Raw genomic sequence first — 26146 nt, 5'->3', positions numbered from 1 at the left:
GCCACACATGACTTATGCCGGCGACATCACCCCGAAACAGGCGTGGGAGATATTGCGCGACGATCCACGGGCGGTCCTGGTGGACGTGCGGACCGAGGCCGAATGGAGATTCGTCGGCATCCCGGATACCAGCGCCATTGATCGGCAGACCGTGCTGATCGAATGGGTCGACGGCACCGGTGCGCGTAATACCGAGTTCGCCCAGCAACTGAGCACCGTCCTCGATGGTCGCGATCCGGATGCCCCCGTGGTGTTCCTGTGCCGCTCCGGCCAGCGTTCGGCCCATGCCGCGACTGTCGCGACCAGCACGGGTATCGAGCCCGCATACAACGTCAGCGAGGGCTTCGAAGGCCCGCTCGACGAGTTCGGTCACCGAGGTGTCGCCGGTTGGCGCGCCGACGGCCTGCCCTGGCGGCAGTCGTGATCACCGGCGGCGCGTTCAACCGGCCGCTGCCGGAGGGCGTCGGGCCCGCCACACTCGGTGTGCGCGGCGGAGTGCGGCGTTCGGGATTCGAGGAGACCTCCGAAGCGCTGTATCTGACGTCGGGTTTCGTGTACGAGAGCGCTGAAGCGGCCGAGGCCGCGTTCACTGGCGAGGTCGAGCATTTCGTCTACTCCCGCTACGGCAACCCCACGGTCGCCATGTTCGAGGAGCGGATGCGGCTGCTCGACGGCGCGGAAGCGTGTTTCGCCACCGCGAGTGGTATGGCCGCGGTGTTCACCGCGCTGGGTGCGCTGCTCGGCGCGGGTGACCGGCTGGTCGCCGCGCGCAGCCTGTTCGGCTCCTGTTTCGTGGTGTGCAACGAGATCCTGCCGCGCTGGGGTGTGGAGACGGTCTTTGTCGACGGTGAAGACCTCGACCAGTGGGAGCAGGCGCTGTCGGTGCCGACCACGGCCGTGTTCTTCGAGACGCCCGCCAACCCGATGCAGACTCTGGTGGACGTGCGCCGGGTGAGCGAGATGGCGCATGCCGCGGGCGCGAAGGTGGTGCTGGACAACGTCTTCGCGACGCCGCTGTTGCAGCGCGGCTTCGAACTCGGTGCCGATGTGGTGGTGTACTCCGGTACCAAGCACATCGACGGACAAGGCCGGGTACTCGGCGGTGCGATCCTCGGCGCCGAGGACTACATCGGCGGTCCGGTCAAGAACCTGATGCGCCACACCGGTCCGGCGCTGAGTCCGTTCAACGCGTGGACGTTGCTCAAGGGCCTGGAGACCATGCCGTTGCGGGTGCGCCATTCGACCGAATCGGCCCTGCGGATCGCACGTTTCCTGGAGGGCAATGATTCGGTGAGCTGGGTGAAGTACCCGTTCCTGGATTCGCATCCGCAATACGACCTGGCGGCGAGTCAGATGAGCGGCGGCGGCACCGTGGTCACCTTCGAGCTGAAGGCGCCCGAGCACGAGGCGAAGAAGCGTGCCTTCGAGGTGCTGAACCGGCTGCGCATCGTCGACCTGTCCAACAATCTCGGCGACGCCAAGACCCTGATCACTCATCCGGCTACCACCACCCATCGCGCGATGGGTCCGGAGGGGCGCGCCACCATCGGCCTGACCGACGGTGTCGTGCGTATTTCGGTGGGGCTCGAGGATGTGGAGGATCTGCTCGGCGATCTGGAGCATGCGCTGAGCTGAGTTCATATGCTGCGGAAAGGCCGGTGCCCGGTGATGGCACCGGCCTTTTTCGGCTTCCAGTATTGACAGTATGCTGTCAAATATGACAGCATACTGTCATGACCATGAAAACAGTTCACGTAGCCGCCTACGATCTGCTGGCCGATTGGGAGGTCGGCGCGGCGATCGCGCACATCAACCACAATGTGAATCTCCAGCGTGAGCCCGGTAGTTTCCAGGTCCGCACGGTCGGCCCGTCGGCCGAAGCGGTCACCACCATGGGTGGGATGCGCGTCGTGCCGGAGATGGCACTGGCCGATCTCGACCCGGCCGACAGTGCGCTGCTGATCCTGCCCGGCTCGGCGCTTTGGGACGAGGGTGGACTCGGCGAGTTCGCTGCCGCCGCACGACGATTCCTCGATGCGGGCGTTCCTGTAGCGGCCATCTGTGGCGCGACCGCAGGCTTGGCTCGGGAAGGGCTGCTCGACGACCGCAAGCACACCAGCGGGGCGGCCGAATACCTCGCCTACAGCGGATACGCCGGTGGGGACAGCTATGTCGAGGAGGCCGCGGTGACCGGCGGTGATCTGATCACCGCGGGCCCGACCGCGCCGTGGGAGTTCGCCCGAGAGATCTTCGCCAAGCTCGACCTGTACGAACCGCACATCCTCGACGCCTGGTACCGACTGTTCGCCAAGAGCGACGCGTCGGCATTCCCGGTGCTGGTCGAGCAGGAGGCCAAGGCGGCAGCTTCGTGACCGTCGAGCCCACCGCATCGCGCGCCGATCAGAGTCTTTTCAGCACCGCCGCGATCACCGTGTTCCGACTGAACGGCCAATTCCTTTCCATTGCCGAGGAATTGGCCGCTCCGGCGGGGCTGACCGCCGCCTGGTGGCAGGTGCTCGGCGCTGTTCTGCGTGAACCGCTGCCGGTGGCAGGCATCGCCCGCGAGATGGGCATCACCCGCCAGAGCGTGCAGCGGATCGCGGATCTGCTGGTCGGCAAGGGGCTGGCCGAATATCGCCCCAACCCCGCCCATCGTCGCGCCAAACTCGTCGCGGTCACCGAATCCGGCCGTGAAGCCGTTGCTCGTATCAACCCCCAGCATGCGGTGATGGCGCAGCGCCTGGCCGACGAGCTCGGTGACGACTTCGCGCCGACAGTTGCCGCGCTGACCCGCCTGACCGAAGCGCTCGACCGGGTCACGGCGGCGTAGTCGCCGAGGTCAGCGGCGTGCCGTGAAATCTATCTGCCGGTGGGCGTTGGAGAGCGCGGTGACTACGCAGGTGCCGACTGGTCCGGTGCGGTCGTAGAGGGTGGCGGTACCGATGGAGATGCCTGCGGCGGCGATGGTGTTGTCGGCGCGCAGGCCGATTTCGTGGCCGATCGGCAGGCGCGAGAGGGTGAGGGTCATATCGGTGTTGATGTAGCCCGCGCCGTCGGAACCCCAGTGGCACACATGGTTGGTGGTGTCGCCGAGGAATGCGGCGCGCTGGAAGGGGGAGATGGGTTCGCCTGCGACGAGCGGCGGCAGGCTGTGCCAGGAGATCTTGCGGTCGGCGTTCTGGTTCGCGGCGACGTCATGGGACCAGTCGCGGTCGCCGCTCTTGAATAATCCGGGTGCGCCGTCCGGGGAGAGGATTTGCTCCGGTACCGGCAGATCGGAGGGCGCGCTCCACACCTGGCCCGGCGGTTCGGAGCCGGTGGTCAGGAACACCGCGGTCGCGCGGGTGCGGACCTCGCCTTCCTGCACGATGGTGGCGTCGGCGACGGTGATCCGCTTGCCCTCACGGACGATTTCGCTGCGCACCTCGATCGGCGCGTTCAGGACGGGGCGAAAGAGGTCGGCCGTCATCCGTGCCGGGACGAACCCGGCCGGGCAATGCGTCTCCAATTGCCGGGCCAGCAGGCCGCAGACACCGGTGCCGCCCAGCTGCGTCGGCGCCCATCGGCTCACCGCATGCTTCTCCGGTACGAGCAGATCCCCGTCTGTGGTGAAGAAACTGACCATCGCCGTCGGCACCCTTCGCGCGTTTTTCCGGATACGCGAAACGTAACACGTTCTATTTTACTGCCGGCTCAGTCCGCGAACGGCGTTGCCGTGCGGCCGATCAGGTCGGCGACCGAATCCACGACGAGGGTAGGCCGATAAGGGAACTGCTCGACGGACGCGCGGGTGGAGATGCCCGTTGTGACCAGCACTGTCCGCATACCGGCTTCCATGCCCGAGATGACGTCGGTGTCCATCCGGTCGCCGATCATGACGCTGGTCCGGGAATGCGCGCCGATCCGCCGCAAGGCCGACCGCATCATCAGCGGGTTGGGTTTGCCCACGTAGTACGGTTCGCGGCCGGTCGCGCGGGTGATCAGGGCGGCGACCGAACCAGTCGCGGGCAGCACGCCGTCGCGGGACGGGCCGGTGGCGTCGGGGTTGGTGGCGATGAACCTGGCACCACGTTCGACCAAGCGGATCGCGGTGGTGATCGCCTCGAACGAATAGGTGCGGGTCTCACCCAGAACCACGTAGTCCGGGTCGCTGTCGGTGAGCACGTAGCCGATCTCGTGCAGCGCGGTGGTCAGACCGGATTCGCCGACCACATAGGCGGTGCCCTGCGGACGTTGATCGTTGAGGAAGGTTGCCGTGGCCAGCGCGGAGGTCCAGATCGCCGACTCGGGGATGTCGAGACCGCTGTGGCGCAGGCGGGCCTGCAGATCGCGCGGGGTGCGGATGGAGTTGTTGGTGAGGACCAGGAACGGGATCTCCTTGTCCCGCAGTTCGGCGAGGAACTCGTCGGCGCCGGGAACCAGGTGGTCCTCGTGCACGAGCACGCCGTCCATATCGGTGAGGTAGGAAAGGATCCGATCGTCTGGGGAGGTCACCGGCCAATTGTCCGCTATCGCCGCCACATGGGGCGCTCTGGGCGACACGCCACGCTGATGGTTATGGTCGAAGTGACGAATGTGCGGTGACCCCGCACGAAGCGACAGGAGTGGCGCAGGTGGCGGATCTCAAACTCGGGTACAAGGCGTCGGCGGAACAGTTCGGGCCTCGGGAGCTGGTCGAGCTTGCGGTGCTGGCCGAGGAACACGGCCTCGACAGCGCGACGGTCAGCGACCATTTCCAGCCGTGGCGGCACAAGGGCGGGCACGCGCCGTTCTCACTGGCGTGGATGGCCGCGGCCGGTGAGCGGACCGAGCGCATCCTGCTCGGAACCTCCGTGCTCACGCCGACCTACCGCTACAACCCCGCGGTGATCGCGCAGGCGTTCGCCACCATGGGCTGTCTGTATCCGGACCGGGTGATGCTCGGTGTCGGCACCGGCGAGGCGCTCAACGAGATCGCGACCGGCTACACCGGCGAATGGCCGGAATTCAAGGAGCGTTTCGCGCGGCTGCGCGAGTCGGTCGAGCTCATGCGGGCGCTGTGGACCGGTGAGCGGACCGATTTCGACGGGCAGTACTACCGCACCGTCGGCGCGTCGATCTACGACGTGCCCAAGGACGGCATCCCCGTCTACATCGCGGCCGGTGGTCCGCTGGTGGCCAGGTACGCGGGCCGTGCCGGTGACGGTTTCATCTGCACCTCCGGCAAGGGCATGGACCTCTACACCGAGAAGCTGATGCCTGCGGTCGCCGAGGGCGCTGCCAAGGTGGGTCGCGAGGTCGCCGATATCGACCGGATGATCGAGATCAAGATCTCCTACGACACCGATCCGGAACTGGCGCTGGAGAACACCCGTTTCTGGGCGCCGCTGTCGCTGACCGCCGAGCAGAAGCACTCCATCACCGACCCGATCGAGATGGAGGCGGCAGCCGACGCGCTGCCGATCGAACAGATCGCCAAGCGCTGGATCGTCGCCAGCGACCCCGATGCCGCTGTCGCCCAGATCAAGCCGTACCTGGACGCCGGGCTCAACCACCTGGTTTTCCACGCTCCGGGCCACGACCAGCGCCGTTTCCTGGATCTGTTCCAGCGCGATCTGGCACCGCGGTTGCGCGCATTGGGCTGAGCGCGGGGCGGTCCCCGACGCGCCGTGGTCGAGAGCGTGCCTGCTCGGTACCGGTTGGCTTTCCCGAACCGGTTCGGTCCGCCTGTGCGGCGGTCCGAGCCGGTTCTGCGCTGTTCAGGCCCGGGTCAACGCGAAGATGCGTAGATCGCGGGTAGTGCGCTCGCGGTAGGCGCCGTACGCGGGGGTGACCTCGATGAACCGCTGGTAGATGGCGTCTTTGGCGTCATCTGGGACCGGCGTCGCGGTGACGGGGATGGTCTCGCCCGCGATGACGACAGTTGCCTCCGGATTTGCCAGCAGGTTCCCCGTCCATGCCGGATGGTGCGCCTGCCCGAAGTTGCTGCCCACCACGTACAGCGTGTCGCCGTCGTGGACGTACAGCAGCGGCTGGGTGCGCGGCTGACCTGATTTGCGTCCGGTGGTGGTGAGCAGGATGACCGGCGCTCCGATCGGTCCGAGCAGGGTGCGCTTGCCGTTGGTGCGGCGCAGCACGGCTCGGTCGGCGGGGGTGAGGGTGCGGATCAACCACGAACCGGGCTTGCTCGCGGCAATCGGATGCGCGAGGCGCGAGAGCAGGTTGTCGCGGGAACCCCATTGCGTATTCGGAAACGGCTCGGCCATTCCGGGGACTATATCCGGCGGGTGTTGTACACGGCACAATCCGACGCTTACCGTCACCCGGTCTGATTGCCGTTGGTTCACTAAGCTCGCGACTATGGCCGACTCAGCTCCGTCCACCGTCTACATCGCCTCACCGGAAGGCGACACCGGCAAGAGCACGGTGGCGCTCGGTGTATTGCAGATGTTGTGCGCGACCACCGCGCGGGTCGGGGTGTTCCGGCCGATCACCCGGTCGACCGACGAACCCGACTACATCCTGGAGCTGTTGCTCGAGCACAGCACGGCCGATATCGATTACGCGCAGGCCATCGGTGTCACCTACGAACAGGTGCACGCAGATCCGGATGCCGCGATCAGCGAGATCGTGATGCGGTTCCACGAGGTCGCCAAGGTGTGCGACGCGGTCGTGGTGATCGGTAGCGACTACACCGATGTGGCCAGCCCCAGCGAGCTGCGCTACAACGCCAGGATCGCGGTGAACCTCGGCGCGCCGGTGCTGCTGGTCGTTCGCGGTTCCGACCGCCGCCCCGACGAAGTGAAGCAGTTGGCGGAACTGTGTTCGTCGGAGCTGTCCGCCGAGCATGCCCAGTTGGTCGCCATCATCGCCAACCGCTGCGCCCCGGATCAGCTCGACGAGGTGTGTGCCGCGCTGTCGGGTTTCGACGTCCCGTCGTGGACGCTGCCGGAGGTGCCGCTACTGATCGCGCCGACCATGGCCGAGTTGTGTGCCGCCATCGATGGCGAGATGTACAGCGGCGATCCGGAGCTGCTCAACCGCGAGGCCATGAAGATCATGGTCGGCGGCATGACGGCCGAGCACATTCTGGAGCGGCTGGAAGACGGCGAGGTGGTCATCGCGCCGGGAGACCGCTCCGACGTGTTGCTCAGCGTTGTGAATGCACATGAGGCGGAAGGGTTTCCGTCGCTGTCGGGCATCATCATGAACGGTGGGCTGCTACCGCATCCGGCCATCGCCCGGCTGATGACCGGCCTGAAGCCGAAGCTGCCGATTCTCACCACCTCGCTGGGCACCTACGACACCGCGGGCGCCGCCTACCGCACGCGCGGCCGGATGTCGGCGGGCAATCCGCGCAAGGTCGACACCGCGCTGGCACTGATGGAACAGCACGTCGATGCCGGCGAGTTCTTGCGCAGACTGGAGGTTCCGCGCTCCACCGTGGTGACCCCGCAGATGTTCGAATATCAGCTGATCGAACGGGCCAGGGCCGATCGTAAACGCATTGTGCTGCCCGAAGGTGACGACGACCGCATCCTGCGCGCCGCCGGCCGGGTGCTGCAACGCAAGATCGCGGATCTGATCATCCTCGGTGACGAGGCCGCCATCCGCGCTCGCGCCGCCGAGCTCGGCGTCGATATCGCTGACGCCCAGGTGCTCGATCCGCGCACCTCCGACCACCTGGAGGACTTCGCCCGCGAGTACACCGAGTTGCGCAAGCACAAGGGGATGACGCTGGAACGCGCCCGCGAAACCGTCTCCGACATTTCCTATTTCGGCACCATGATGGTACACAGGGGCATCGCCGACGGCATGGTGTCGGGTGCGGCGCACACCACAGCGCACACCATCCGGCCCTCCTTCGAGATCATCAAGACGGTGCCTGGTGTGTCGACGGTGTCGAGTGTGTTCCTGATGTGCCTGGCCGATCGGGTCCTCGCCTACGGCGACTGCGCGGTGGTGCCGGACCCGAGTTCGGAGCAGCTCGCCGATATCGCGACGTCCTCGGCGGCGACAGCCGCACGTTTCGGTATCGATCCGCGGGTGGCGATGCTGTCGTATTCGACCGGGGAATCCGGCAGCGGCGCGGATGTGGACAAGGTGCGGGTCGCCACCAAACTGGTCCGCGAACGTGCGCCCGAACTGCTGGTGGAGGGCCCGATCCAGTACGACGCGGCGATCGAGCCGACCGTGGCCGACGCCAAACTGCCCGACTCCGAAGTGGCGGGCCGGGCAACGGTGTTCATCTTCCCCGACCTCAACACCGGCAACAACACCTACAAGGCGGTGCAGCGCAGTGCCGGTGCGATCGCGATCGGTCCGGTGCTGCAGGGTCTGCGCAAGCCCGTCAACGACCTGTCCAGGGGCGCGCTGGTCGCCGATATCGTCAACACCGTGGCCATCACCGCGATCCAGGCGCAGGGCGAATGAACCTGGCTGTCGTGCTGATCACAAGGGTGGAACAAGCAGGTTCGATGCCGGGATACTGCGGATGTGCCGACTCGGTATTCGCGTCGGCGTTGGAGGAGGCGTGATGGGGAACGAGCGTGTGCTGGTCATCAACTCCGGCTCGTCATCGATCAAATATCAGCTGCTGGAACCGGATTCCGGTGTCATCACCGCCTCCGGCCTCGTCGAGCGGATCGGTGAGGACGATGGTCGCATCGAGCACACCGTGGACGGGCGCACTGTCGAGCATCACGGCCCGATCGCCGACCACACCGCCGGTTTGCGACTGGCCTTCCGGATGTTCGCCGACTCCGGCCATGATCTGACCACCGAGGCGATGACAGCGGTCGGGCATCGGGTGGTGCACGGCGGGGAGGTGTTCTACCGCCCGACCCTGCTCGACGATCACGCCATCGCCACGATCTCCGAGCTGTCGGCGCTGGCTCCGCTGCACAATCCGGCCAATGTCATGGGTATCGAAGCGGTCCGGGCGTTGCTGCCCGGCATTCCGCAGGTCGCCGTATTCGACACCGCGTTCTTCCACGACCTGCCCGACGCCGCGAAGACGTACGCGATCGATGCGAAAGTGGCAGCAGCTCACGGTATTCGGCGGTACGGCTTCCACGGGACCTCGCACGAATACGTGTCCGGTCAGGCGGCGAAGCTGCTCGGCCGCGCGCCGGACGAGGTGTCGCAGATCGTGTTCCATCTCGGCAACGGCGCCTCGGCCTCGGCCATTCGCGACGGCAAGCCGGTGGACACCACGATGGGGCTGACGCCGCTGGAAGGCCTGGTCATGGGCACCCGCACCGGTGACCTCGATCCCGGCATCATCCCGCATCTGATGCGCTCGGCGAATATGGACATCGACCGGATCGACCAGCTGCTCAACCGCAATTCGGGTCTCAAAGGCCTGTCCGGCGTCAACGACTTCCGCGAACTGCGGCGGCTCATCGACAGTGGTGATCGCGCCGCACAGCTGGCCTACGACGTCTACATCCATCGCCTGCGGCGTTATCTGGGCGCGTATCTGATCGAACTGGGCGGGGTTGACGCGATCACCTTCACCGCGGGTGTGGGGGAGAACAGCCCAGACGTGCGCGCCGATGCGTTGGCCGGGCTGGAGAAGTTCGGGATTGCCGTCGATTCGGAGCGAAACCGCGCGAAAGACCGTTCTGCGCGGATCATTTCGCCGCCGGATGCTGAAGTCGCGGTGCTCGTGGTTCCGACCAATGAGGAACTCGCCATCGCGCGGGCGGCGCAGGCGGTGGTCGCCGAGCTACGCAGTTGACGCGGACGCGGGCGTTGCCTTTGTCCGTGGCATGAGTTGCGTGTCCATGCGCGGCCGGCTCTGTTCGCTCAGAACCAGGTCTTCGCCCTGATCGCATTGGCGAGGTCGACCAGCGCATAGCGGTGCGCGCGATTGGGAGAAATTCTTGCCAACGTGCGCAGCCCTGCTTCGGTGCCGTCGCGCAGATCGCGTTCGGTGAACGGCTCGCCGAACAGGGTGGCGTCCGGTCGTTTGGGGGTGTGTCCCGCCTGCAACCAGGCCAGGGCAGCGCCGAGCACCATCAACCGCAATTGCACCGCGCGGTGTTCGGCGGCGGGTAGGGCCTGTACCCGTGCCGCTGCGAAATGGAGGGTGGTCTCGTCGAGTTCGGTGGGCGGGGCCGAGGTGAGCAGCAGGAGAACGGCGGTCATCCGGGCCGTGGTGAAGTAGCGGGAGGTGGGCGGGACCTCGTCGAGCGCATATACCGCATCGTCGACCCGGCCTGCGGTGATGAGCTGTCTGGACAGACCGAAGGCCGCGCTCACCACCCCGTGGTCGGTGCGCCAGACGGTGGCGTAGAACTTCTCCGCATACGCGCGCCACTGCTCGGGGTCGGCGGAATCCCACTGTTGCAGCACGAGTTCCGCGGTCGCCGCGAGCGCGAGCTTGGGTGCGATCTCACCGGGGAGCACATTCAGCACGGAATCGAAACGGGCGAACGCCTTCTCGAAATCGAGTTCGACCAGGTCGGCGAGGCCGGTGTACCAGTCGACGCGCCAGTCCCGCGCCGCGGCCGGTATGCCGTCGAGCACGTGGGTCGCGGCCGCAGGCTCGCCGCGGTCCAGATGTATGCGCGACTCGGCCAGCCGCAATTCCACGTCGAGATTCGGTGGTGCGTTGTCCGGATCGGCGGCAGCGCGTTCCCGCGCGTCGTCCAAGGCCTCCAGTGCGTGGTCCGGATCCGGATGCACGGCGGCTGTCAGCAGCGGAGCGGACGGATCGGCCGGATCGACGATCGGCACCGGCAAAGCCGGCGCCACCTCGCGGGCCGCCAACTTGGCGCTGCGGGCGACGCCGTCGGTGTAGGCATCGGTCTGCCCGAGTAGTTCCTCGGTACCGAACCCGGCGCGCTGTGGACTGAACACTGTGGACAGTTGTGGATGTTCGGCACCGGTCTCCATCGCGAGGATCTCCCGCAGCACCCCGGCCAACTGGGCGGACATGGCACGGGCGGAGGGGAAGCGACGCGCGGGATCCGGATCGGTCGCGCACAGCAGCAGCCGGAAGAAGAACTCGTGCTGGGCAAGCGCCGGGTGCTCGGCGGGGTCGGGGATGCCGTCGAGATAGCGGCCGCGTTCCATCGGCATATCGACAGTGAGCACGGCAAGGGTCCGGCCGACGGTGTAGAGGTCGGAGGCGACAGTCGGTCCGGTCTTGGCGATCTCGGGTGCCTGGAAACCTCTGGTGCCGTACAGGTTTCCATATGCCTCGATGGTGGCGACGGCGCCGAGGTCGATGAGTTTGACCTGGTCTTCGGTCACCATGATGTTGTCGGGTTTGAGATCGTTGTAGGTGAGCCCGATCGAATGCAGATGGTCCAGCGCAGGCAGCACCTCGAGCACGTAGGCGATCGCTTCGGCGACCGGCATCCGTTCCGGGCGCGGATGGCCGTCGAGGATGTCGCGCAGGGATCGGCCGCCGACATACTCCATGACGATGTAGCCGACCGGCGTGCCGTCGGAACCGGTGTGCTCGACGAAGTTGTGGATCTTGACGATGCTCGGATGCGCGACCTCGGCGAGGAACTGCCGCTCCGCCACCGCGACCGCCTGCGCCTCCGCGTCGCGCGCATGCAGCAGGCCCTTGAGCACCACCCACCGGTCGCTCACATTGCGGTCGATCGCGAGATAGATCCAGCCGAGCCCACCGTGCGCGAGGCAGCCTTGGATCTCGTACTGGCCCGACACCATGTCGCCGGGATGCAGCGACGGCCGGAAATCGAACGGTGCACCGCAGTTGTCGCAGATGCCGACCGTGGTCCCCGGATGCGTCGGCGTCGACCGCCCCACCGGCGAACTGCACCGCCAGCAGAACCGCTTGCCCTCGGCGACGATCGGATCGGCCAGCACCGCATCACGCGGATCCGCGGGCTCTACCGTGGGGATTTCGACCAGCCCCGCCCCTAGCTTGCGTACCGCAGGCCGCGACAGCGCTGTACGCACGCTTCGGCCCGAGGTCCGCATGGTGGCGGCGGAATCACGACCGGTAGCGCTGGACCGGCCGGGTGTCGCCTGGGTGCCGGGGAACGCCTGTGTGCCGTACACCGGCCGCATCCCCTGCGCGGCTCGGGTGCCCGCTAGCTCCTCCGGCTGCGGCGCCGGACGGGTGGGCTCGGACTCATCGCCGTGCGGTTCGGGTCCGGCGGCGTTCAGCGCATCATCAGCCCCCGCGACATCGCTGGATGCCGCGGGTTCATCTGAGCTGCCGCCGGTTTCGCGCATGGATCAGTCCTGGTAGACCGGCTCGGGCGGACGAGGGGTTTCGCCGAGCACCGACAACCAACGGTCGTAGATGCGGGTCCAGGTGCCATCGGCGCGGATTCGGGCCAGAGTCCCGTTGACGAAGCGCACGAGATCGTCGTTGCCTTTGGAGATGCCGATCCCGTACGGCTCATCGCTGACGCTGGGGCCGACCACGTGGGTGTAGGGGTCCTGGGCGGCCAGGCCTGCCAGGATCGCGTCATCGGTGCTGACCGCGTCGACCTGTCGTTGCTGCAGCACCACCAGACAGTCCGCCCAGCTGGGCACGGTCAGAATCGTGGCCGCGGGTTCGTAGCGGCGGATATGGTCCACCGACGTCGTTCCGGCCACGACGCAGACTCGCTTACCGGCCAGATCCGCCAGGCTCTGAATACCGGACCCCTTCACAGCGAGCACGCGCTGATGCGCCAACAGATAGACGGTGGAGAACGAAACCCGTTGCCGCCGGTCACACGTGATGGTCATGGTTTTGACCACCAGATCGACGGAATGGTCCTGGAGGGCTTTCTCCCGGTCAGCAGAGGACAGGCTGCGGTATTCGATCAGATCCGGGCTGCCGAGCAGATCGCGCGCGACCTCCCTGGCGATATCGGCATCGAATCCGACGATCGCCCCGCTGATCGGATCGCGAAAGCTGAACAGATTGCTGCCCGCATCCAAGCCGACGACAAGTCGTCCGCGGGCGCGGATGGCATCGAGAGCCGGTCCGCTGGTGGCATTGTCGGGGCGAAGGCTCGCGGTGGGGTCTCCGCAATCCGGTTCGGATTTCGGCGACAGGCTCGCGTCGGTCTCGATCGTTTTCGCCTGCGCGGGCAGCGGTGGTGCGGTGAAATCGACGCCGTCGATGGCGGTGCGTGTGGTCGGCTCGGTGGCGCAGCTGCCGATCATTGCGACCGCGGCCAGTACCAGCGCGGTGCGTACGATTCTCATCGATACTCCCGTAGTCGGGGCCAGACACCGAGGGCGACGCAAGCTGCGGCCAGGATGCCGAGGATCAGCGCGCCGGGTGCCAGGAAGTCCAATACTCGCGCGCTCTGAGAGATGTCGTCGCGCAGGTTGTTTCGGGTGTCGGCGATCCCGGAGGCCAATGCCTCGTCGAGGGCGTCGACCTGCGCCGCCGAATCAGCGGCGCCGGGCCCGGTCGCCACGGCGGCCGCAGCGACGAAATCTCCGCGGTCGAGTGCCTCGTTCATCCGCAGGTGCGCGGCATGCCAACGATCAAGTGCCGCACGGGCATCCGCAACACCGGGGGCGTCATCGGCGAGTAGTTCGGTGAGCCTGGTCCGGTTGGCGTCGTAGGTGAGGTCGTAGTCACCCGTGGCGTCGCGACGCACCAGCTTCAGGGTCTCGGCGGAACGGGACTGCTGGGCCAGGATGCGGCTCTCGGTCAGGCGGTCTGCCGGCAACGCGGCGTCATCGCGGCCTCGGATCATCGACGTCGCCGAGATGGATCCGGCGACCACCGTCCACACCAGCAGCAGTAAAACGCCACCGGCGGCGAGCAGCAGGCCAGGATTGAAGGTGCGACGCCAGCGGCGAGCGAAATCCACTTGGGCCCAGATCAATCCGGCCAACGCGAGGACAAGCAACGCGATCGCTGCCCACGGCGGCCGCACGTGACGGCGCTGCGCAACGTCGACCGCGTCGGACCGGTGCTGTTGTAGCTCACCCGCCATCGGCAACAGTTTCGTCTGCATCTCGTTCGACGCTTCGCTGAGGTAGGCGGCGCCGACGGGGTAGCCGCTGCGGTTGTTGGCCCGCGCGGTCTCGATCAGCCCGGTGTAGACCGGTAGGCCGGTGGCTATCTCGGTGCGGATCCTCTGGTCGGGCCCCTCGCCGGACAAGGCGGCGAGCTCGGCCGCCGATTCGCCGACCGCCTGGCTGTAGCGGTCGCGAATATGCTGAGGTTCCAGGCCTCCGGAGATGAACGCGGTCGCGGCCGCGGCGTCGGCGACCGAGAGCGAGGTGTAGATCCGGTGCGCGGAATGGGCGTCGGGCTCGGTTTCGGCGAGCAGGATGTCGAGGCCGTTCTGTCGATCGTTGACCGTCGCCGCCGTCACCGCGCCCGCCGCCAGGCAGACCACGGCGAGTAGTAGGCCGACGCCGATCAGCCGGCCCGGTGTGGACCGGGCGAAAGACCGTAGATTCGCCGGATCGAGCTGCTCACGCATCGCCCGCACATGCGGACGTACCGGGAGCCGTCGCCCGCTCCCGTTCGGCGGCTCGGCATCGGTCGCCGGCTCCAGTACCGCCGCCGCCCGATCCGCTGCCAACCGCGTCATGTCCACCTCCCCGCTCAGGGGCGCCTGTTTGCGCTGTTTCGGAGCCTATTCTGTCTGGCCCCGTACCGTGCGCCGACAACTCATCCGGTCCGAACGAGCTCGACCGGCCACCGTAACCGGCCAAGGTTAGTGCCCCGCGGCCGGTGTGTGGGGCGTGTCGCCGATCCCGGCCGCGTCCGCCGGGTAGTCGTATCGACGCGACCCGCTCGGAGCCGCGAGTGGGGCAGTATGGGGGTGGCCTGGTGACGAGGATGGTGCGAAATGCGTGGTGACGGCGACGGCTGGTCGCGCGGACCGGACGGGGTCCGCCACTGGGGAAAATTCGGTGCCGCGGGACTGCTGCTGCGGGCCCCACTGGCCGGCGGCGGTTCGGCCGTGTTGTTGCAGCATCGCGCCCCGTGGAGTCATCAGGGCGGCACCTGGGCGCTGCCGGGCGGTGCCCGCGACAGCCATGAGACCCCGATGCACGCCGCGGTCCGCGAGGCCTGGGAAGAAGCGGGGATCGCCTCGACCGATGTCCGGGTGCGCACCGAACGGGTGACGGCGTGCGCGCCGAGCGGCTGGACCTACACGACCGTTATCGCCGATGCCGCGTACACCCTGCCGACCAGCGCCAACCGGGAAAGCGTCGAACTGGCGTGGGTGCCCGAGGACGAGGTGGACGCTCGTCCGCTGCATCCCGGCTTCGCCCTCGCCTGGCCCGAACTGCGCGCCGTCCCCGCGCGGGTGGACTTGGCCGGTATCGCCCAGGCCCCCGCGTTGGCGGCCGCGCTGCCTCGCACCGTCGACCTCGCGGAGCAGGGCTTCATCTGGTTGCACGCGGTCGTGGACGGGCCGGGTGATTTCGCCACGATCGTCGAGGGGCTGGCGGATCTGGCCGACGAAGATGTCGCCACAGATTTGGCACCGACGACCACACTGGCATTGACCACAGGCCAGATTTTGTCCTGAACGCTCGGCGGCAGGGATGACAGATTGCCCCGCGAACCGCTTCAGTAATTCGCGAGCAGCGCTGCCTTCAACTCCCGTGCCGCCGCCTCGGGATCGCGCGCCTCGGTGATCGCCCGAACCACCACGACCCGGTCGGCGCCCGCGTCCAGCACCTCGGGCAGCTTCTTCGCATCGACCCCGCCGATGGCGAACCACGGACGGGTCGGGTGCGCGTCGGCGGTGGAGCGGACCAGATCGAGCCCGGCGGCCGACCGGCCCGGCTTGGTCGGGGTCGCCCATACCGGCCCGGTGCAGAAGTAATCGATGTGCTCGTCGATGGCGGCCAGGCCCGCCTGGGCGCGATTGTGGGTGGAGCGGCCGATCACCACGTCGGGGCCGAGGATGCGGCGCGCGTACCACGGTGGCAGGTCGCCCTGACCGAGATGGAGCACGTCGGCGCCGGCGGCGAGAGCCAGATCGGCCCGGTCGTTCACCGCGACCAGCGCACCGTGCCTGCGGGCGGCAGCCTTCAGTTCGGCGAGTGCGCCGAGTTCGGCCTTGGCCTCCAGCGGGCCGAACTTCTGCTCGCCCGGTGACCCCTTGTCGCGTAACTGGATGATGTCGACTCCGCCCGCTAGAGCGGCCTCGGCGAACTTGGCCAGATCGCCCTTTTCCCGGCGGGCGTCGGTGCACAGATACAACCGCGCGGTGGCCAGACGCGCCCGTGGCGGCAGCGGTCGGTTCGGGTGGGAGGGTTGCACGCCTTCGACCGTAGCCGCGCTACCGTGGGGATGCGAACACGAGGAGGAACGGATGCGGACTCTGGCCGTCGTCGGTGGCGGCGCCATCGGGCTCGCTGCGGCCTGGCGAGCTGCTGAGGCCGGGTGGACGGTCACGCTGTTCGATCCTGCGGTCGCCTCCGGCGCCTCCTGGGTAGCCGGCGGGATGCTGGCCCCGCTCTCGGAGGGCTGGCCCGGTGAGGACGCCGTGCTCGCTTTCGGCGCCGCCGCGCTGGCGCACTGGCCCGAGTTCGCCGCCCGGCTCGAAGCCACGACCGGCGCCGAGGTCTATGTGGCCGACCAAACGCTGACCGTTGCGCTCGATGCCGCCGACGCCGCCGATCTGCGCACCATCGCCGACTGGGTCGGTGGCCACGGCCACGATCTGCGCATTCTCGACCGCGCCGGGGTGCGCGAGCTCGAGCCCGGACTCGCCCGTACCGTCCGCGCGGGCATGCTGGCCACCGCAGAGCCCGCCATCGACAACCGGCTGCTCGTCACCGCGCTGCGCCAGGCCGTCGATGCGGCGGGTGTCGAGGTGCGCGCCGAAGCCGTCGACGATCTCGACGCCCTGCCGCACGATCAGATCGTGCTTGCGGCGGGCGCTGCCTCGGCCCAGCTGTGGGCGGGATTGCCGGTGCGCCCGGTCAAGGGCGAGATCCTGCGGCTGCGGCACCGCCCCGGCGCGCAGCCGGTGCCGACCCGGGTGATCCGTGCACGGGTGCACGGCAGGCCGGTGTACCTGGTGCCGCGCGGCGACGGAATCGTGGTCGGCGCAACACAATACGAGGCGGGCGCCGACGTGACGGTGACCGTCGGCGGAGTCCGTGACCTGATCGCCGACGCCGAGGCCGTCCTGCCGGGTATCGGTGAATACGAACTGGCCGAGGCGAATTCGGGCTCGCGACCCGCAACGCCGGACAATCTGCCGCTGATCGGCAGGCTCACCGACCGGATCATCGCCGCCACCGGCCACGGCCGCAACGGCATGCTCACCACCGCCATCACCGCCGATGCGGTCCTGGCCGAGCTGGCGGGTACCCCGCTGCCCGAGGTGGCATCGGCGAATCCGCAACGCTTTTCGGCGCCGTCCGCGCCGGCTGTCTCATCCGCAGGAGGAGTTCGATGACCGCGATATCTGTGCCTATCGGCGTCACCGTGAACGGCCAGGACCACGAGTTCGCCGAGCCGCTCACGGTGCGTGAGCTGCTCACCCGGCTGGAGTTGCCGTGTCAGGGCGTTGCGCTGGCCGTCGACGGCGCGGTGTTCCCGAAGTCGCGCTGGGACGAGCCGGTCGGCCGCGGCTGGCAGATCGACGTGCTGACGGCGGTCCAAGGTGGATGACGCAGCGGCCGTCGATACCCCATTGGAGATCGCGGGCAGGCAGTTCGGCTCCCGGCTCATCATGGGCACCGGCGGTGCCGAGAGCCTGGCCGTGCTCGAGGAGGCGCTTGTCGCCTCCGGCACCGAGCTGACCACCGTCGCCATGCGCCGCGTCGACGCGGCGGGCGGCACCGGTGTGCTCGATCTGCTGAAGCGTCTCGACATCACCCCGCTGCCCAATACCGCGGGCTGTCGCACCGCCGCCGAAGCGGTGCTTACTGCCCAACTCGCCCGCGAGGCGCTCGACACCAACTGGGTCAAGCTCGAGGTCGTCGCCGACGAGCGCACCCTGCTGCCCGATCCGATCGAACTGCTCGACGCCGCGGAAAAGCTGGTCGACGCCGGTTTCGTCGTGCTGCCCTACACCAATGACGACCCGGTGCTCGCCCGCAGGCTCGAGGAAGCGGGCTGCGCGGCGGTGATGCCGCTGGGCGCCCCGATCGGCACCGGCCTCGGCATCGGCAACCCGCACAATATCGAGATGATCGTGGCCGAGGCCGGTGTCCCGGTGATCCTCGACGCCGGGATCGGCACCGCGAGCGACGCCGCGCTGGCCATGGAACTCGGCTGCTCGGCGGTACTGCTGGCGACCGCGGTGACCCGCGCCCGCCAACCCGCGCTCATGGCTGCCGCCATGGCCGATGCCGTGCGGGCCGGTCGCCTGGCCCGCGAGGCAGGCCGCATCCCCAAGCGCTTCTGGGCGCAGGCGTCTTCCCCGGCACTGTAGGGGACGGCAGGGGGACACCCCCGGGTCCAGATCATCCTCGAGGATGACCGACGACAAGCCTTTATACGGACGCGCGCTGGAGAAATCTGCGCAATGCTGTAGGCATGATCGAACTGAAGGGCCTGACCAAGCACTACGGACAGACCGTCGCGGTTCAGGATCTGACCTTCACCGTTCGCCCCGGACAGGTGACGGGCTTCCTCGGACCGAACGGCGCCGGTAAGTCGACCACGATGCGGATGATCCTCGGGCTGGACCGGCCGACCGCCGGAACCGCCCTGATCAACGGCAGGCCGTACCACGACCTGGACCAGCCGCTGCGCGAGGTCGGCGCTCTCCTCGACGCCAAGTGGGTGCATCCCAACCGCTCCGCGCGCGCTCATCTGCAGTGGATGGCCGCCTCCAACCGCATCCCGAAATCGCGGGTCGAGGAGGTGCTGCGACTGGTCGGCCTGTCCGAGGTCGCTGGCAAGAACGCGGGCGGATTCTCCCTCGGTATGTCGCAGCGGCTCGGCCTGGCCGGCGCGCTGCTCGGCGATCCGGCGGTGCTGCTGTTCGACGAGCCGGTCAACGGCCTCGACCCGGAGGGCATCCTGTGGATCCGCCGGTTCATGCAGCGCCTGGCCGCCGAGGGCCGCACGGTACTCGTGTCGAGCCATCTGCTGTCGGAGATGGCGCAGACCGCCGAACACCTGGTGGTGATCGGCCGCGGCAAGCTCATCTCGGATTCGACGACGCAGGAATTCATCGACCGCGCCTCGGAGTCGTCGGTGCGGGTACGCAGCCCGCAGCTGGACCAGCTGCGCAGCATCCTCACCTCCAATGGCATGACCGTCCGTGAGGACGGCTCCGGACAGGACGGCCCCGCGCTCATGATCGCGGGTGTCACAAGTGACTCGGTCGGCAAGCTGGCAGGTGCGAACGACATCACGCTGTTCGAACTCGCGCCGCAGCGGGCCTCGCTGGAGGAGGCGTTCATGCGGATGACCGGCGGCGCGGTGCAGTATCACGCTGAGGGCGTGCCCATGAACGACCAGGTGATGGGAGGTGCGCTGTGATCGGCGTGCTCGAAGCGGAACGGATCAAGCTGACCTCGACCAGGTCGCCGTGGTGGTGCTCGGTGATCGTCGTCGTGCTCGGCCTCGGCTTGGCGGCGCTGTTCGCGCTGGTGGTGCGGACAGCGGGCTCGGATTCCGGTGATGTGCCCTCGCTCGACATCGGCACCGTGACCGCGGGCGTCTCCGGCTTCGGTGTGATGGTGCTGATGATCATGGCGGCGCTGACGGTGACCAGCGAGTACCGCTTCGGCGTCATCCGCACGACATTCCAGGCGGTTCCGCATCGCAACCTGGTGATCCTCACCAAGACCGCGCTCGTCGGGTTCTACGGCGCCGTGTTGACCACAGTGCTCGCATTCGGCGCCTTCCTGATAGGCAAACTGGTCGGTGGCTCCGAGGCGGCTGCCACCCTGGTGCTGGAAGGCCACTGGCGCACGATCTACGGCCTGCCCATCTACACCTTCCTGTGTGTGGCGCTGGCGATCGCGGTCGGTGTGCTGGTGCGCCAGTCGGCGGCGGCGATCTCGCTGATCGTGCTGTGGTCGCTGCTCATCGAGCCGCTGCTCGGCGCGTTCGGCAGCTTCGGTCGCAATGTGACCCCGTTCCTGCCCTTCGCGAACGCCAACCGCTTCCTCGCGGTGGAGGGGCCGGTGGGCAACTGGCACTGGGGCGTGTGGGGCAGCCTGCTGTACTTCGTCGCCTTCGTCGCGATCGTGTTCGGTGCCGCGCTGTTCGCGGTGAACCAACGCGACGCGTAGCTCGAACAACCTGGCTACCCGAGTAGCCCTCCCTCGCCACTCGGGTTGTGGGGTAACCGGACCTTGTCGGGAGGTCCGCGCCCCTCGCGCACCGTCCGCCACTGCCCGGCGGACGGTGCGGTTCTTTCCGGCCCGGTGCGAATTTCGCACCGGGCCGGACGCCGTTCACGGCCCCCACCGGCGCCCGGTCGGCTGGGATACGCTCGGGGCGTGAGCAAAACACCTTCCGGCGGTGCGGTGTCCGGACCGGAACCGGAAGCTGATGACGTCGATCCCGGCGTGATCATTCCCCCGGCGGAAGCCGGCTCCTCCCGTCGCCCGCGGCCGCGCGCGATCTCGGCCCTGATGACCGCGGCGAACCAACGCCCGGACGTCATCGGCGCGCTGCGCAAAGCCCGCGAACAGCTGCCGGGTGACCCGTCGTTCGGTGATCCGCTCTCGGTATCGGGCCCCGGCGGACCGCGCGCGGTCGCGCGTGCCGCGGACAAGTTCGTCGGTGCCAGGCCGAGTGCGGCGCGGGAGATCGGTTTCGGTGCGCTGCAGGTGTGGCAGGCGGCGCTGGAGCGGGTCGGTCGCGGCCGGGGCACGCAGGAAGTCACCGTCATGTTCACCGACCTGGTGTCGTTCTCGAAATGGTCGCTGTCGGCAGGTGACGAGGCCACCCTCGAACTGTTGCGCCGGGTCGCCAAGGCCATCGAACCGCCGATCGCCCAGCGGGGCGGTCAGGTGGTGAAGCGGATGGGCGACGGCGTGATGGCGGTCTTCCCGACCGCCGACGCGGCCGTGCGCGCCGCGGCGGCGGCCAAGCGCGCGCTGGGTGAGGTCAGCGTCGACGGCTATCGCCCGCAGATGCGGATCGGCCTGCATACCGGGTCGCCGCGGGAGATCGGCGGTGACTGGCTCGGCGTCGACGTCACCATCGCCGCGCGCGTCATGGAGGCAGGCGGCAATGGCAGGACCATGCTGTCGGAGGCAACGCTGCGTTCGGTGTCACCGGGGGTGCTGGAGGAACTCGGTTACGCGGTCAAGCCGTATCGGCGGGGGATGTTCACGGCGCCGCTGAGTGGTGTGCCCGATGACCTGCGCATCTTCCGGCTGAGCAGGGTCTGATGTGCGTGCGGGGCTCGTGTTCGCGGCCCCGGCTCAGATCAACCAGACGACCGCGCCGGCTGCCGCAAGCACCGCGCATACGCCCAGCGCGATGGCGAGTGGACGCGCGGTCTTCCACGTCGTGTACGCCCCGCCGATGAGAAACCCGGCGAGAGCGAAGAGGAGGACCACGGCGACATCGGAGGACATGCTGCCGATTGTGCCGTCTCGATCTCATACTGCCGCGTCCGGCCTGTCTCGCCTGCGCAAATCTGCCGCGGACGATAGCTCTCGATTAACAAGCACGCAAGCTTGATTTTTTCCGGAGTGGCTGTGATGCTGGTGTCGTACGCGGATCGCGGGTGCCGTGCGGCGCCCGGCTGATCCCAGCGACGGCCCGATCCAGCGCGACAGGAGGCATACCCGCTGATGAGTAGGCTGGCCGACGATCCGGACGTGATCCGGATCGGCAACTGTTCCGGGTTCTACGGCGACCGGTTGACTGCGATGCGCGACATGCTCGAAGGCGGGCAACTCGACGTGCTGACCGGCGACTATCTCGCCGAACTGACCATGCTGATCCTCGGCAGGGACCGGATGAAGGATCCGAGCCTGGGCTACGCGAAAACCTTCGTCAAGCAGATCGAGGACTGCCTGGGTCTTGCGCTGGAACGCAACGTCCAGATCGTCACCAACGCGGGCGGCCTCAATCCGGCCGGACTGGCCGAGAAGCTGCGCAAGGTGGCCGCCGAGCTGGGCCTCGACGCCAAGATCGCCCATGTCGAAGGCGATGATCTCGCAGGCCGTGCCGCCGAGCTCGACCTCGGTTCCCCGCTCACCGCCAATGCCTACCTCGGCGCATGGGGCATCGTCGAATGCCTGAACTCCGGCGCCGACATCGTGGTCACCGGCCGCGTCACCGATGCCTCGGTGATCGTCGGCCCGGCCGCGGCGCACTTCGGCTGGGAGCGCGCCGACTACGACCGGCTCGCCGGCGCCGTGGTGGCCGGGCACGTCATCGAATGCAGCACCCAGGCCACCGGCGGTAACTACGCCTTCTTCACCGAGCTCGCGGATCTGGGTCGCCCCGGTTTCCCGATCGCGGAGATCCGGCGTGACGGCAGCAGCGTCATCACCAAGCATGCGGGCACCGGCGGCGCGGTCACCGTCGACACCGTGCGGGCCCAGCTCATGTACGAGATCCAGGGCGCGCGCTACGCCGGGCCGGACGTCACTACCCGCCTCGATACCATCCAGGTCGAGCAGGAGGGCGCGGACCGGGTGCTGATCAGCGGCGTGGCCGGTGAGGCGCCGCCGCCGCAGTTGAAGGTTTCGCTCAATACGCTCGGCGGATTCCGCAACGAGATGGAGTTCGTGCTCACCGGACTCGATATCGAAGCGAAAGCCGAACTGGCGCAACGTCAGCTGGAATCCTGGCTGACGGTGCGCCCGGCCGAACTCGACTGGACCCTTGCCCGTCTCGACCGCCCCGACGCCGACTCCGAGGAGCAGGCCAGCGCCCTGCTGCGCTGTGTGGTCCGCGATTCGGATCCGAACAAGGTGGGCAGGGCGTTTTCCAGCGTCGCCGTCGAACTGGCGCTGGCCAGCTACCCGGGGTGCAGCTTCACCACATTGCCGGGTAATGGTTCGCCCTACGGCGTGTACACACCCGGCTTCGTCGATGCGGGCGAGGTGCCGCATATCGCGGTACTGGCCGACGGCAAGCGGGTCGACATCGCGCAAGCGACCGAAACCCGTGCGCTGGAATCTGTTCCGGCGCCTGCGGTGCCGGAACCGTTGGCGGTGAGCGACACCCGGCGCGCACCGCTCGGCACCATCGCGCTGGCCCGCAGCGGCGACAAGGGTGGCGACGCCAATATCGGCGTCTGGGTCCGCACCGACGAACAGTGGCGCTGGCTGGTGCACACCCTCACCGTCGACCGGTTGCGCGAACTGCTGCCCGAAACCGCGTCGCTCGAGGTCACCCGGCATGTGCTGCCGAACTTGCGCGCACTGAACTTCATCATCTCCGGTCTGCTCGGTAAGGGCGTGGCCTATCAGGCCCGTTTCGATCCGCAGGCCAAGGGGCTCGGCGAATGGCTGCGTTCCCGTCATGTCGACATTCCGACCGAGTTGCTGGAGGGCAAGTAATGAGCGTGTGGGATACACCGGAACGGAAAGAGCTGCGTGCCACCGTGCGCGGGTTCGTCGAGCGCGAGATCCTGCCCGATCTCGACGCCTGGGAACGCGCGGGCGAACTCCCGCGTGAGCTGCACAAGAAGGCTGGTGAACTCGGTCTGCTCGGCATCGACGTCGTGGAGTCGGCCGGTGGATCCGGCGGCGATGCCATCGATGCGGTGATCCTCGGCGAGGAGTTCCACCAGGCCGGCGCCTCCGGCGGCGCCTGGGCGTCCTTGATGACCTGCGGCATCGCCCTCCCACACATCATCGCCTCCGGCAATACCGAGCAGATCGATCGCTGGGCGAAGCCGACGCTGGCCGGTGATCTGATCGGTTCGCTGGCGATCACCGAGCCGGGCGGCGGTTCCGATGTCGGCCACCTGACCACCTCGGCGATCCGCGACGGCGACCACTACATCATCAACGGCGCCAAGACCTTCATCACCTCGGCCTGCCGCGCCGACTTCGTCGTGACCGCGGTGCGCACCGGCGGGCCGGGCGCGGCGGGCGTCTCGCTGATCATCGTGCCCACCGATACGCCGGGCTTCACGGTGGCGCGCAAGCTGGAGAAGATGGGCTGGCTGGCCTCCGATACCGGCGAGCTGTCCTACGAGGACGTGCGGGTTCCAGTGGAGAACCTGGTCGGTGCGGAGAACACCGGATTCGCCCAGATCGCCACGGCTTTCGTCAGCGAGCGGGTCGGCCTCGCCGTGCAGGCCTACGCGCAGGCCCAGCGCGCACTGGATCTGACCCTCGACTGGTGCCGCAACCGCGAGACCTTCGGCCGCCCGCTGATCAGCCGCCAGTCGGTGCAGATGACGCTCACCGAGATGGCGCGACGCGTCGACGTGGCCAGGGTCTATACCCGCGCGCTGGTCGAACGGCACGCCGCCGGTGAGCCGGGACTCATCGCCGAGGTCTGCTTCGCCAAGAACACCGCCGTCGAGACTGCCGAATGGGTGGCCAACCAGGGCGTTCAGCTGCACGGCGGCATGGGCTACATGCGCGAATCCGAGATCGAGCGCATCTACCGCGACGTCCGCATCATCGGCATCGGCGGCGGCACGAACGAAATCCTGACCATGCTGGCGTCGAAAGTATTGGGGTACCAGTCGTGACGACCTTCCGTTCCACCCTCGATCCGTCATCGCCGGAGTACGCCGCGTCCGCGGAGGCGATGACCGACAAGCTCACCGAACTCGAGGGCGAATTCGCCAAGGCCATCGCCGGCGGCGGCCCGGACAAGGTGGCGCGCCATCACAAGCGCGGCAAGATCACCGCACGTGAGCGCATCGAACTGCTGCTGGATGAGGATTCGCCGTTCCTGGAGCTGTGCCCGCTCGCCGCATGGGGCAGTGACTTCCACGTCGGAGCGTCGACGATCGCCGGCATCGGCATCGTCGAGGGCGTCGAATGCATGATCGTCGCCCCCGACCCCACCGTGCGCGGTGGCACCTCCAACCCGTGGACTTTGCGTAAGACGCTGCGTATCAACGACATCGTCCGGGAGAACCGCCTGCCGGTGATCTCGCTGGTCGAGTCCGGCGGCGCCGATCTGCCCACGCAGAAGGAAGTGTTCATTCCGGGTGGCGCGATGTTCCGCGACCTCACTCAGGCATCCGCGGCCGGTATCCCCACGATCTCGCTGGTTTTCGGCAACTCCACCGCCGGTGGCGCCTATATCCCCGGCATGTCCGACTACGTGGTGATGGTCAAAGAGGGCGCGAAGGTCTTTCTGGCCGGCCCGCCGCTGGTGAAGATGGCCACCGGTGAGGACTCCGATGACGAGACCCTCGGTGGCGCCGAAATGCACGCCCGCACCTCGGGCCTGGCCGACTACATGGCCGCCGACGAGCAGGACGCCATCCGCATCGGCCGCGGCATCGTGCGCCGTCTGAACTGGAAGAAGCAGGGCCCCGAGCCGCGCCCCGAGGTGATCTCGCCGCTCTACGATCCCGAGGAACTGCTCGGCATCGTGCCCTCGGATCTGAAGATCCCGTTCGACCCGCGCGAAGTGATCGCCCGGGTGGTCGACGGTTCCGATTTCGACGAGTTCAAGCCGCTCTACGGTTCCAGCCTGGTCACCGGGTGGGCCGAGATCAACGGCTACCCGATCGGCATCCTTGCCAACGCACGCGGCGTGCTGTTCTCCGAGGAATCGCAGAAGGCGACCCAGTTCATCCAGCTGGCGAACAAGAAGAACACACCACTGCTGTTCCTGCACAACACCACCGGCTACATGGTCGGCAAGGACTACGAGCACGGCGGCATCATCAAGCACGGCGCGATGATGATCAACGCCGTGGCCAACTCGAAGGTGCCGCATATCTCGCTGCTGATCGGCGCGTCCTACGGCGCGGGTCACTACGGCATGTGCGGGCGCGCGTTCAACCCGCGCTTCCTGTTCGCCTGGCCGAGTGCGAAGTCCGCCGTCATGGGCGGCGCGCAGCTGGGCGGCGTACTCACCATCGTGCAGCGCGGCGCCGCCGAGGCCAAGGGCTTGCCGTTCGACGAGGAAGCCGCCGCCGGTCTCGCTGCCATGGTCGAGGCGCAGATCGAGGCCGAGGCGATGCCGATGTTCCTGTCCGGCAGGCTTTTCGACGACGGAATCATCGACCCCCGTGACACCCGCACCGTGCTGGGAATGGCGTTGTCGGCCGTTCATACAGCCCCGATCCAGGGCGCCGAGGGCTTCGGCGTCTTCCGAATGTGAGGCGGA

Annotated in this window: 25 protein-coding genes; 17 read left to right on the top strand and 8 right to left on the bottom strand. The window is 67.8% G+C overall.

The features are described 5' to 3' along the window. Positions 1 to 7 precede the first annotated feature (7 nt). The 4 genes from ACFXNW_RS27930 to ACFXNW_RS27915 all read left to right on the top strand — a co-directional run bounded on the left by ACFXNW_RS27930 (position 8) and on the right by ACFXNW_RS27915 (position 2830). Complete coding sequence (locus ACFXNW_RS27930; protein WP_379420770.1) at positions 8 to 424, top strand: rhodanese-like domain-containing protein; 417 nt, start codon at positions 8 to 10, stop codon at positions 422 to 424. After that, positions 421 to 1635: an O-succinylhomoserine sulfhydrylase gene (locus ACFXNW_RS27925; RefSeq protein ID WP_379420847.1), complete on the top strand. Its 1215-nt coding sequence runs from the start codon at positions 421 to 423 to the stop codon at positions 1633 to 1635. The genes ACFXNW_RS27930 and ACFXNW_RS27925 overlap by 4 nt, the downstream gene beginning before the upstream one ends. 104 nt (positions 1636 to 1739) lie before the next feature. Continuing rightward, positions 1740 to 2372, top strand: coding sequence for a DJ-1/PfpI family protein (locus ACFXNW_RS27920; RefSeq protein ID WP_379420769.1), 633 nt, complete (start codon positions 1740 to 1742; stop codon positions 2370 to 2372). Then, entirely contained in the window at positions 2369 to 2830 is a 462-nt protein-coding gene (locus ACFXNW_RS27915; protein ID WP_379420768.1) for a MarR family winged helix-turn-helix transcriptional regulator, read from the top strand. The genes ACFXNW_RS27920 and ACFXNW_RS27915 overlap by 4 nt, the downstream gene beginning before the upstream one ends. Positions 2831 to 2839: 9 nt before the next feature. On the opposite strand, the gene ACFXNW_RS27910 is transcribed toward ACFXNW_RS27915, so the two are convergent. Both ACFXNW_RS27910 and ACFXNW_RS27905 read right to left on the bottom strand, forming a co-directional pair. Further along, positions 2840 to 3625, bottom strand: a complete 786-nt coding sequence (locus tag ACFXNW_RS27910; RefSeq protein WP_379420767.1) for a thioesterase family protein — start codon at positions 3623 to 3625, stop codon at positions 2840 to 2842. Between the two features lie 68 nt (positions 3626 to 3693). After that, positions 3694 to 4452, bottom strand: coding sequence for an HAD-IIA family hydrolase (locus tag ACFXNW_RS27905; protein WP_379420846.1), 759 nt, complete (start codon positions 4450 to 4452; stop codon positions 3694 to 3696). Between the two features lie 161 nt (positions 4453 to 4613). Here ACFXNW_RS27905 and fgd point away from each other — a divergent pair, with 161 nt between their 5' ends. Continuing rightward, a complete protein-coding gene (gene fgd / locus ACFXNW_RS27900; protein ID WP_379420766.1) occupies positions 4614 to 5624 on the top strand; it encodes a glucose-6-phosphate dehydrogenase (coenzyme-F420) in 1011 nt (336 codons plus the stop codon). Positions 5625 to 5738: 114 nt separating this feature from the next. Here fgd and ACFXNW_RS27895 read toward each other — a convergent pair whose 3' ends face one another. Continuing rightward, positions 5739 to 6245 carry a nitroreductase family deazaflavin-dependent oxidoreductase gene (locus ACFXNW_RS27895; protein ID WP_379420765.1) on the bottom strand — a complete coding sequence of 169 codons (507 nt, stop codon included), beginning with the start codon at positions 6243 to 6245 and terminating at the stop codon, positions 5739 to 5741. A 94-nt stretch (positions 6246 to 6339) separates the two neighbouring features. Here ACFXNW_RS27895 and pta point away from each other — a divergent pair, with 94 nt between their 5' ends. Next, the gene (pta, locus tag ACFXNW_RS27890) at positions 6340 to 8412 is read left to right on the top strand and encodes a phosphate acetyltransferase (protein WP_379420764.1); all 2073 of its coding nucleotides are present in this window, start codon (positions 6340 to 6342) and stop codon (positions 8410 to 8412) included. Between the two features lie 103 nt (positions 8413 to 8515). After that, positions 8516 to 9721, top strand: a complete 1206-nt coding sequence (locus ACFXNW_RS27885; protein ID WP_379420763.1) for an acetate kinase — start codon at positions 8516 to 8518, stop codon at positions 9719 to 9721. A gap of 68 nt (positions 9722 to 9789) precedes the next feature. Here ACFXNW_RS27885 and ACFXNW_RS27880 read toward each other — a convergent pair whose 3' ends face one another. From ACFXNW_RS27880 to ACFXNW_RS27870, 3 genes are read right to left on the bottom strand one after another with little or no spacing between them, the layout of a single operon-like run. Continuing rightward, positions 9790 to 12201, bottom strand: coding sequence for a serine/threonine-protein kinase PknG (locus ACFXNW_RS27880; RefSeq protein WP_379420762.1), 2412 nt, complete (start codon positions 12199 to 12201; stop codon positions 9790 to 9792). Between the two features lie 3 nt (positions 12202 to 12204). Beyond that, positions 12205 to 13170: a glutamate ABC transporter substrate-binding protein gene (locus ACFXNW_RS27875; RefSeq protein WP_379420761.1), complete on the bottom strand. Its 966-nt coding sequence runs from the start codon at positions 13168 to 13170 to the stop codon at positions 12205 to 12207. Continuing rightward, complete coding sequence (locus tag ACFXNW_RS27870) at positions 13167 to 14522, bottom strand: hypothetical protein (protein ID WP_379420760.1); 1356 nt, start codon at positions 14520 to 14522, stop codon at positions 13167 to 13169. The genes ACFXNW_RS27875 and ACFXNW_RS27870 overlap by 4 nt, the downstream gene beginning before the upstream one ends. Positions 14523 to 14783: 261 nt before the next feature. On the opposite strand from ACFXNW_RS27870, the gene ACFXNW_RS27865 reads away from it, so the two are divergent. Next, positions 14784 to 15473 (top strand): NUDIX domain-containing protein, encoded by a 690-nt coding sequence (locus tag ACFXNW_RS27865; RefSeq protein WP_379420759.1) that lies wholly within the window; start codon positions 14784 to 14786, stop codon positions 15471 to 15473. A 41-nt stretch (positions 15474 to 15514) separates the two neighbouring features. Here ACFXNW_RS27865 and thiE read toward each other — a convergent pair whose 3' ends face one another. Continuing rightward, positions 15515 to 16213: a thiamine phosphate synthase gene (thiE, locus tag ACFXNW_RS27860; RefSeq protein ID WP_379420758.1), complete on the bottom strand. Its 699-nt coding sequence runs from the start codon at positions 16211 to 16213 to the stop codon at positions 15515 to 15517. A gap of 52 nt (positions 16214 to 16265) precedes the next feature. Between thiE and thiO the strand changes: the two genes are divergently transcribed. The 6 genes from thiO (at position 16266) to ACFXNW_RS27830 (ending at position 21267) form a co-directional block, all read left to right on the top strand. Next, positions 16266 to 17360, top strand: coding sequence for a glycine oxidase ThiO (gene thiO / locus ACFXNW_RS27855; RefSeq protein WP_379420757.1), 1095 nt, complete (start codon positions 16266 to 16268; stop codon positions 17358 to 17360). Then, a complete protein-coding gene (thiS, locus tag ACFXNW_RS27850) occupies positions 17357 to 17575 on the top strand; it encodes a sulfur carrier protein ThiS (protein WP_163823531.1) in 219 nt (72 codons plus the stop codon). The genes thiO and thiS overlap by 4 nt, the downstream gene beginning before the upstream one ends. Beyond that, positions 17568 to 18341, top strand: a complete 774-nt coding sequence (locus ACFXNW_RS27845) for a thiazole synthase (RefSeq protein ID WP_379420756.1) — start codon at positions 17568 to 17570, stop codon at positions 18339 to 18341. The genes thiS and ACFXNW_RS27845 overlap by 8 nt, the downstream gene beginning before the upstream one ends. Positions 18342 to 18445: 104 nt before the next feature. After that, on the top strand, positions 18446 to 19399 hold the full coding sequence (locus ACFXNW_RS27840) for an ABC transporter ATP-binding protein (RefSeq protein ID WP_379420755.1): 954 nt from the start codon (positions 18446 to 18448) through the stop codon (positions 19397 to 19399). Continuing rightward, complete coding sequence (locus tag ACFXNW_RS27835; RefSeq protein WP_379420845.1) at positions 19399 to 20157, top strand: ABC transporter permease; 759 nt, start codon at positions 19399 to 19401, stop codon at positions 20155 to 20157. Before ACFXNW_RS27840 ends, ACFXNW_RS27835 begins: the two co-directional genes overlap by 1 nt. A 345-nt stretch (positions 20158 to 20502) precedes the next feature. Continuing rightward, positions 20503 to 21267, top strand: a complete 765-nt coding sequence (locus ACFXNW_RS27830; protein ID WP_379420844.1) for an adenylate/guanylate cyclase domain-containing protein — start codon at positions 20503 to 20505, stop codon at positions 21265 to 21267. 33 nt (positions 21268 to 21300) lie between these two features. Here ACFXNW_RS27830 and ACFXNW_RS27825 read toward each other — a convergent pair whose 3' ends face one another. Then, complete coding sequence (locus ACFXNW_RS27825) at positions 21301 to 21456, bottom strand: hypothetical protein (RefSeq protein WP_379420754.1); 156 nt, start codon at positions 21454 to 21456, stop codon at positions 21301 to 21303. A 219-nt stretch (positions 21457 to 21675) separates the two neighbouring features. Here ACFXNW_RS27825 and ACFXNW_RS27820 point away from each other — a divergent pair, with 219 nt between their 5' ends. From ACFXNW_RS27820 to ACFXNW_RS27810, 3 genes are read left to right on the top strand one after another with little or no spacing between them, the layout of a single operon-like run. Next, positions 21676 to 23397 carry an acyclic terpene utilization AtuA family protein gene (locus tag ACFXNW_RS27820; RefSeq protein ID WP_379420753.1) on the top strand — a complete coding sequence of 574 codons (1722 nt, stop codon included), beginning with the start codon at positions 21676 to 21678 and terminating at the stop codon, positions 23395 to 23397. After that, on the top strand, positions 23397 to 24545 hold the full coding sequence (locus ACFXNW_RS27815; RefSeq protein ID WP_379420752.1) for an acyl-CoA dehydrogenase family protein: 1149 nt from the start codon (positions 23397 to 23399) through the stop codon (positions 24543 to 24545). Before ACFXNW_RS27820 ends, ACFXNW_RS27815 begins: the two co-directional genes overlap by 1 nt. Beyond that, entirely contained in the window at positions 24542 to 26140 is a 1599-nt protein-coding gene (locus ACFXNW_RS27810; RefSeq protein WP_379420751.1) for an acyl-CoA carboxylase subunit beta, read from the top strand. The genes ACFXNW_RS27815 and ACFXNW_RS27810 overlap by 4 nt, the downstream gene beginning before the upstream one ends. The last annotated feature ends 6 nt before the right edge of the window (positions 26141 to 26146 follow it).

Origin of the sequence: Nocardia sp. NPDC059180, from assembly GCF_042754945.1 — a bacterium.
GTDB lineage: Bacteria > Actinomycetota > Actinomycetes > Mycobacteriales > Mycobacteriaceae > Nocardia.
This window is presented reverse-complemented; position numbering and strand designations above follow the sequence as displayed.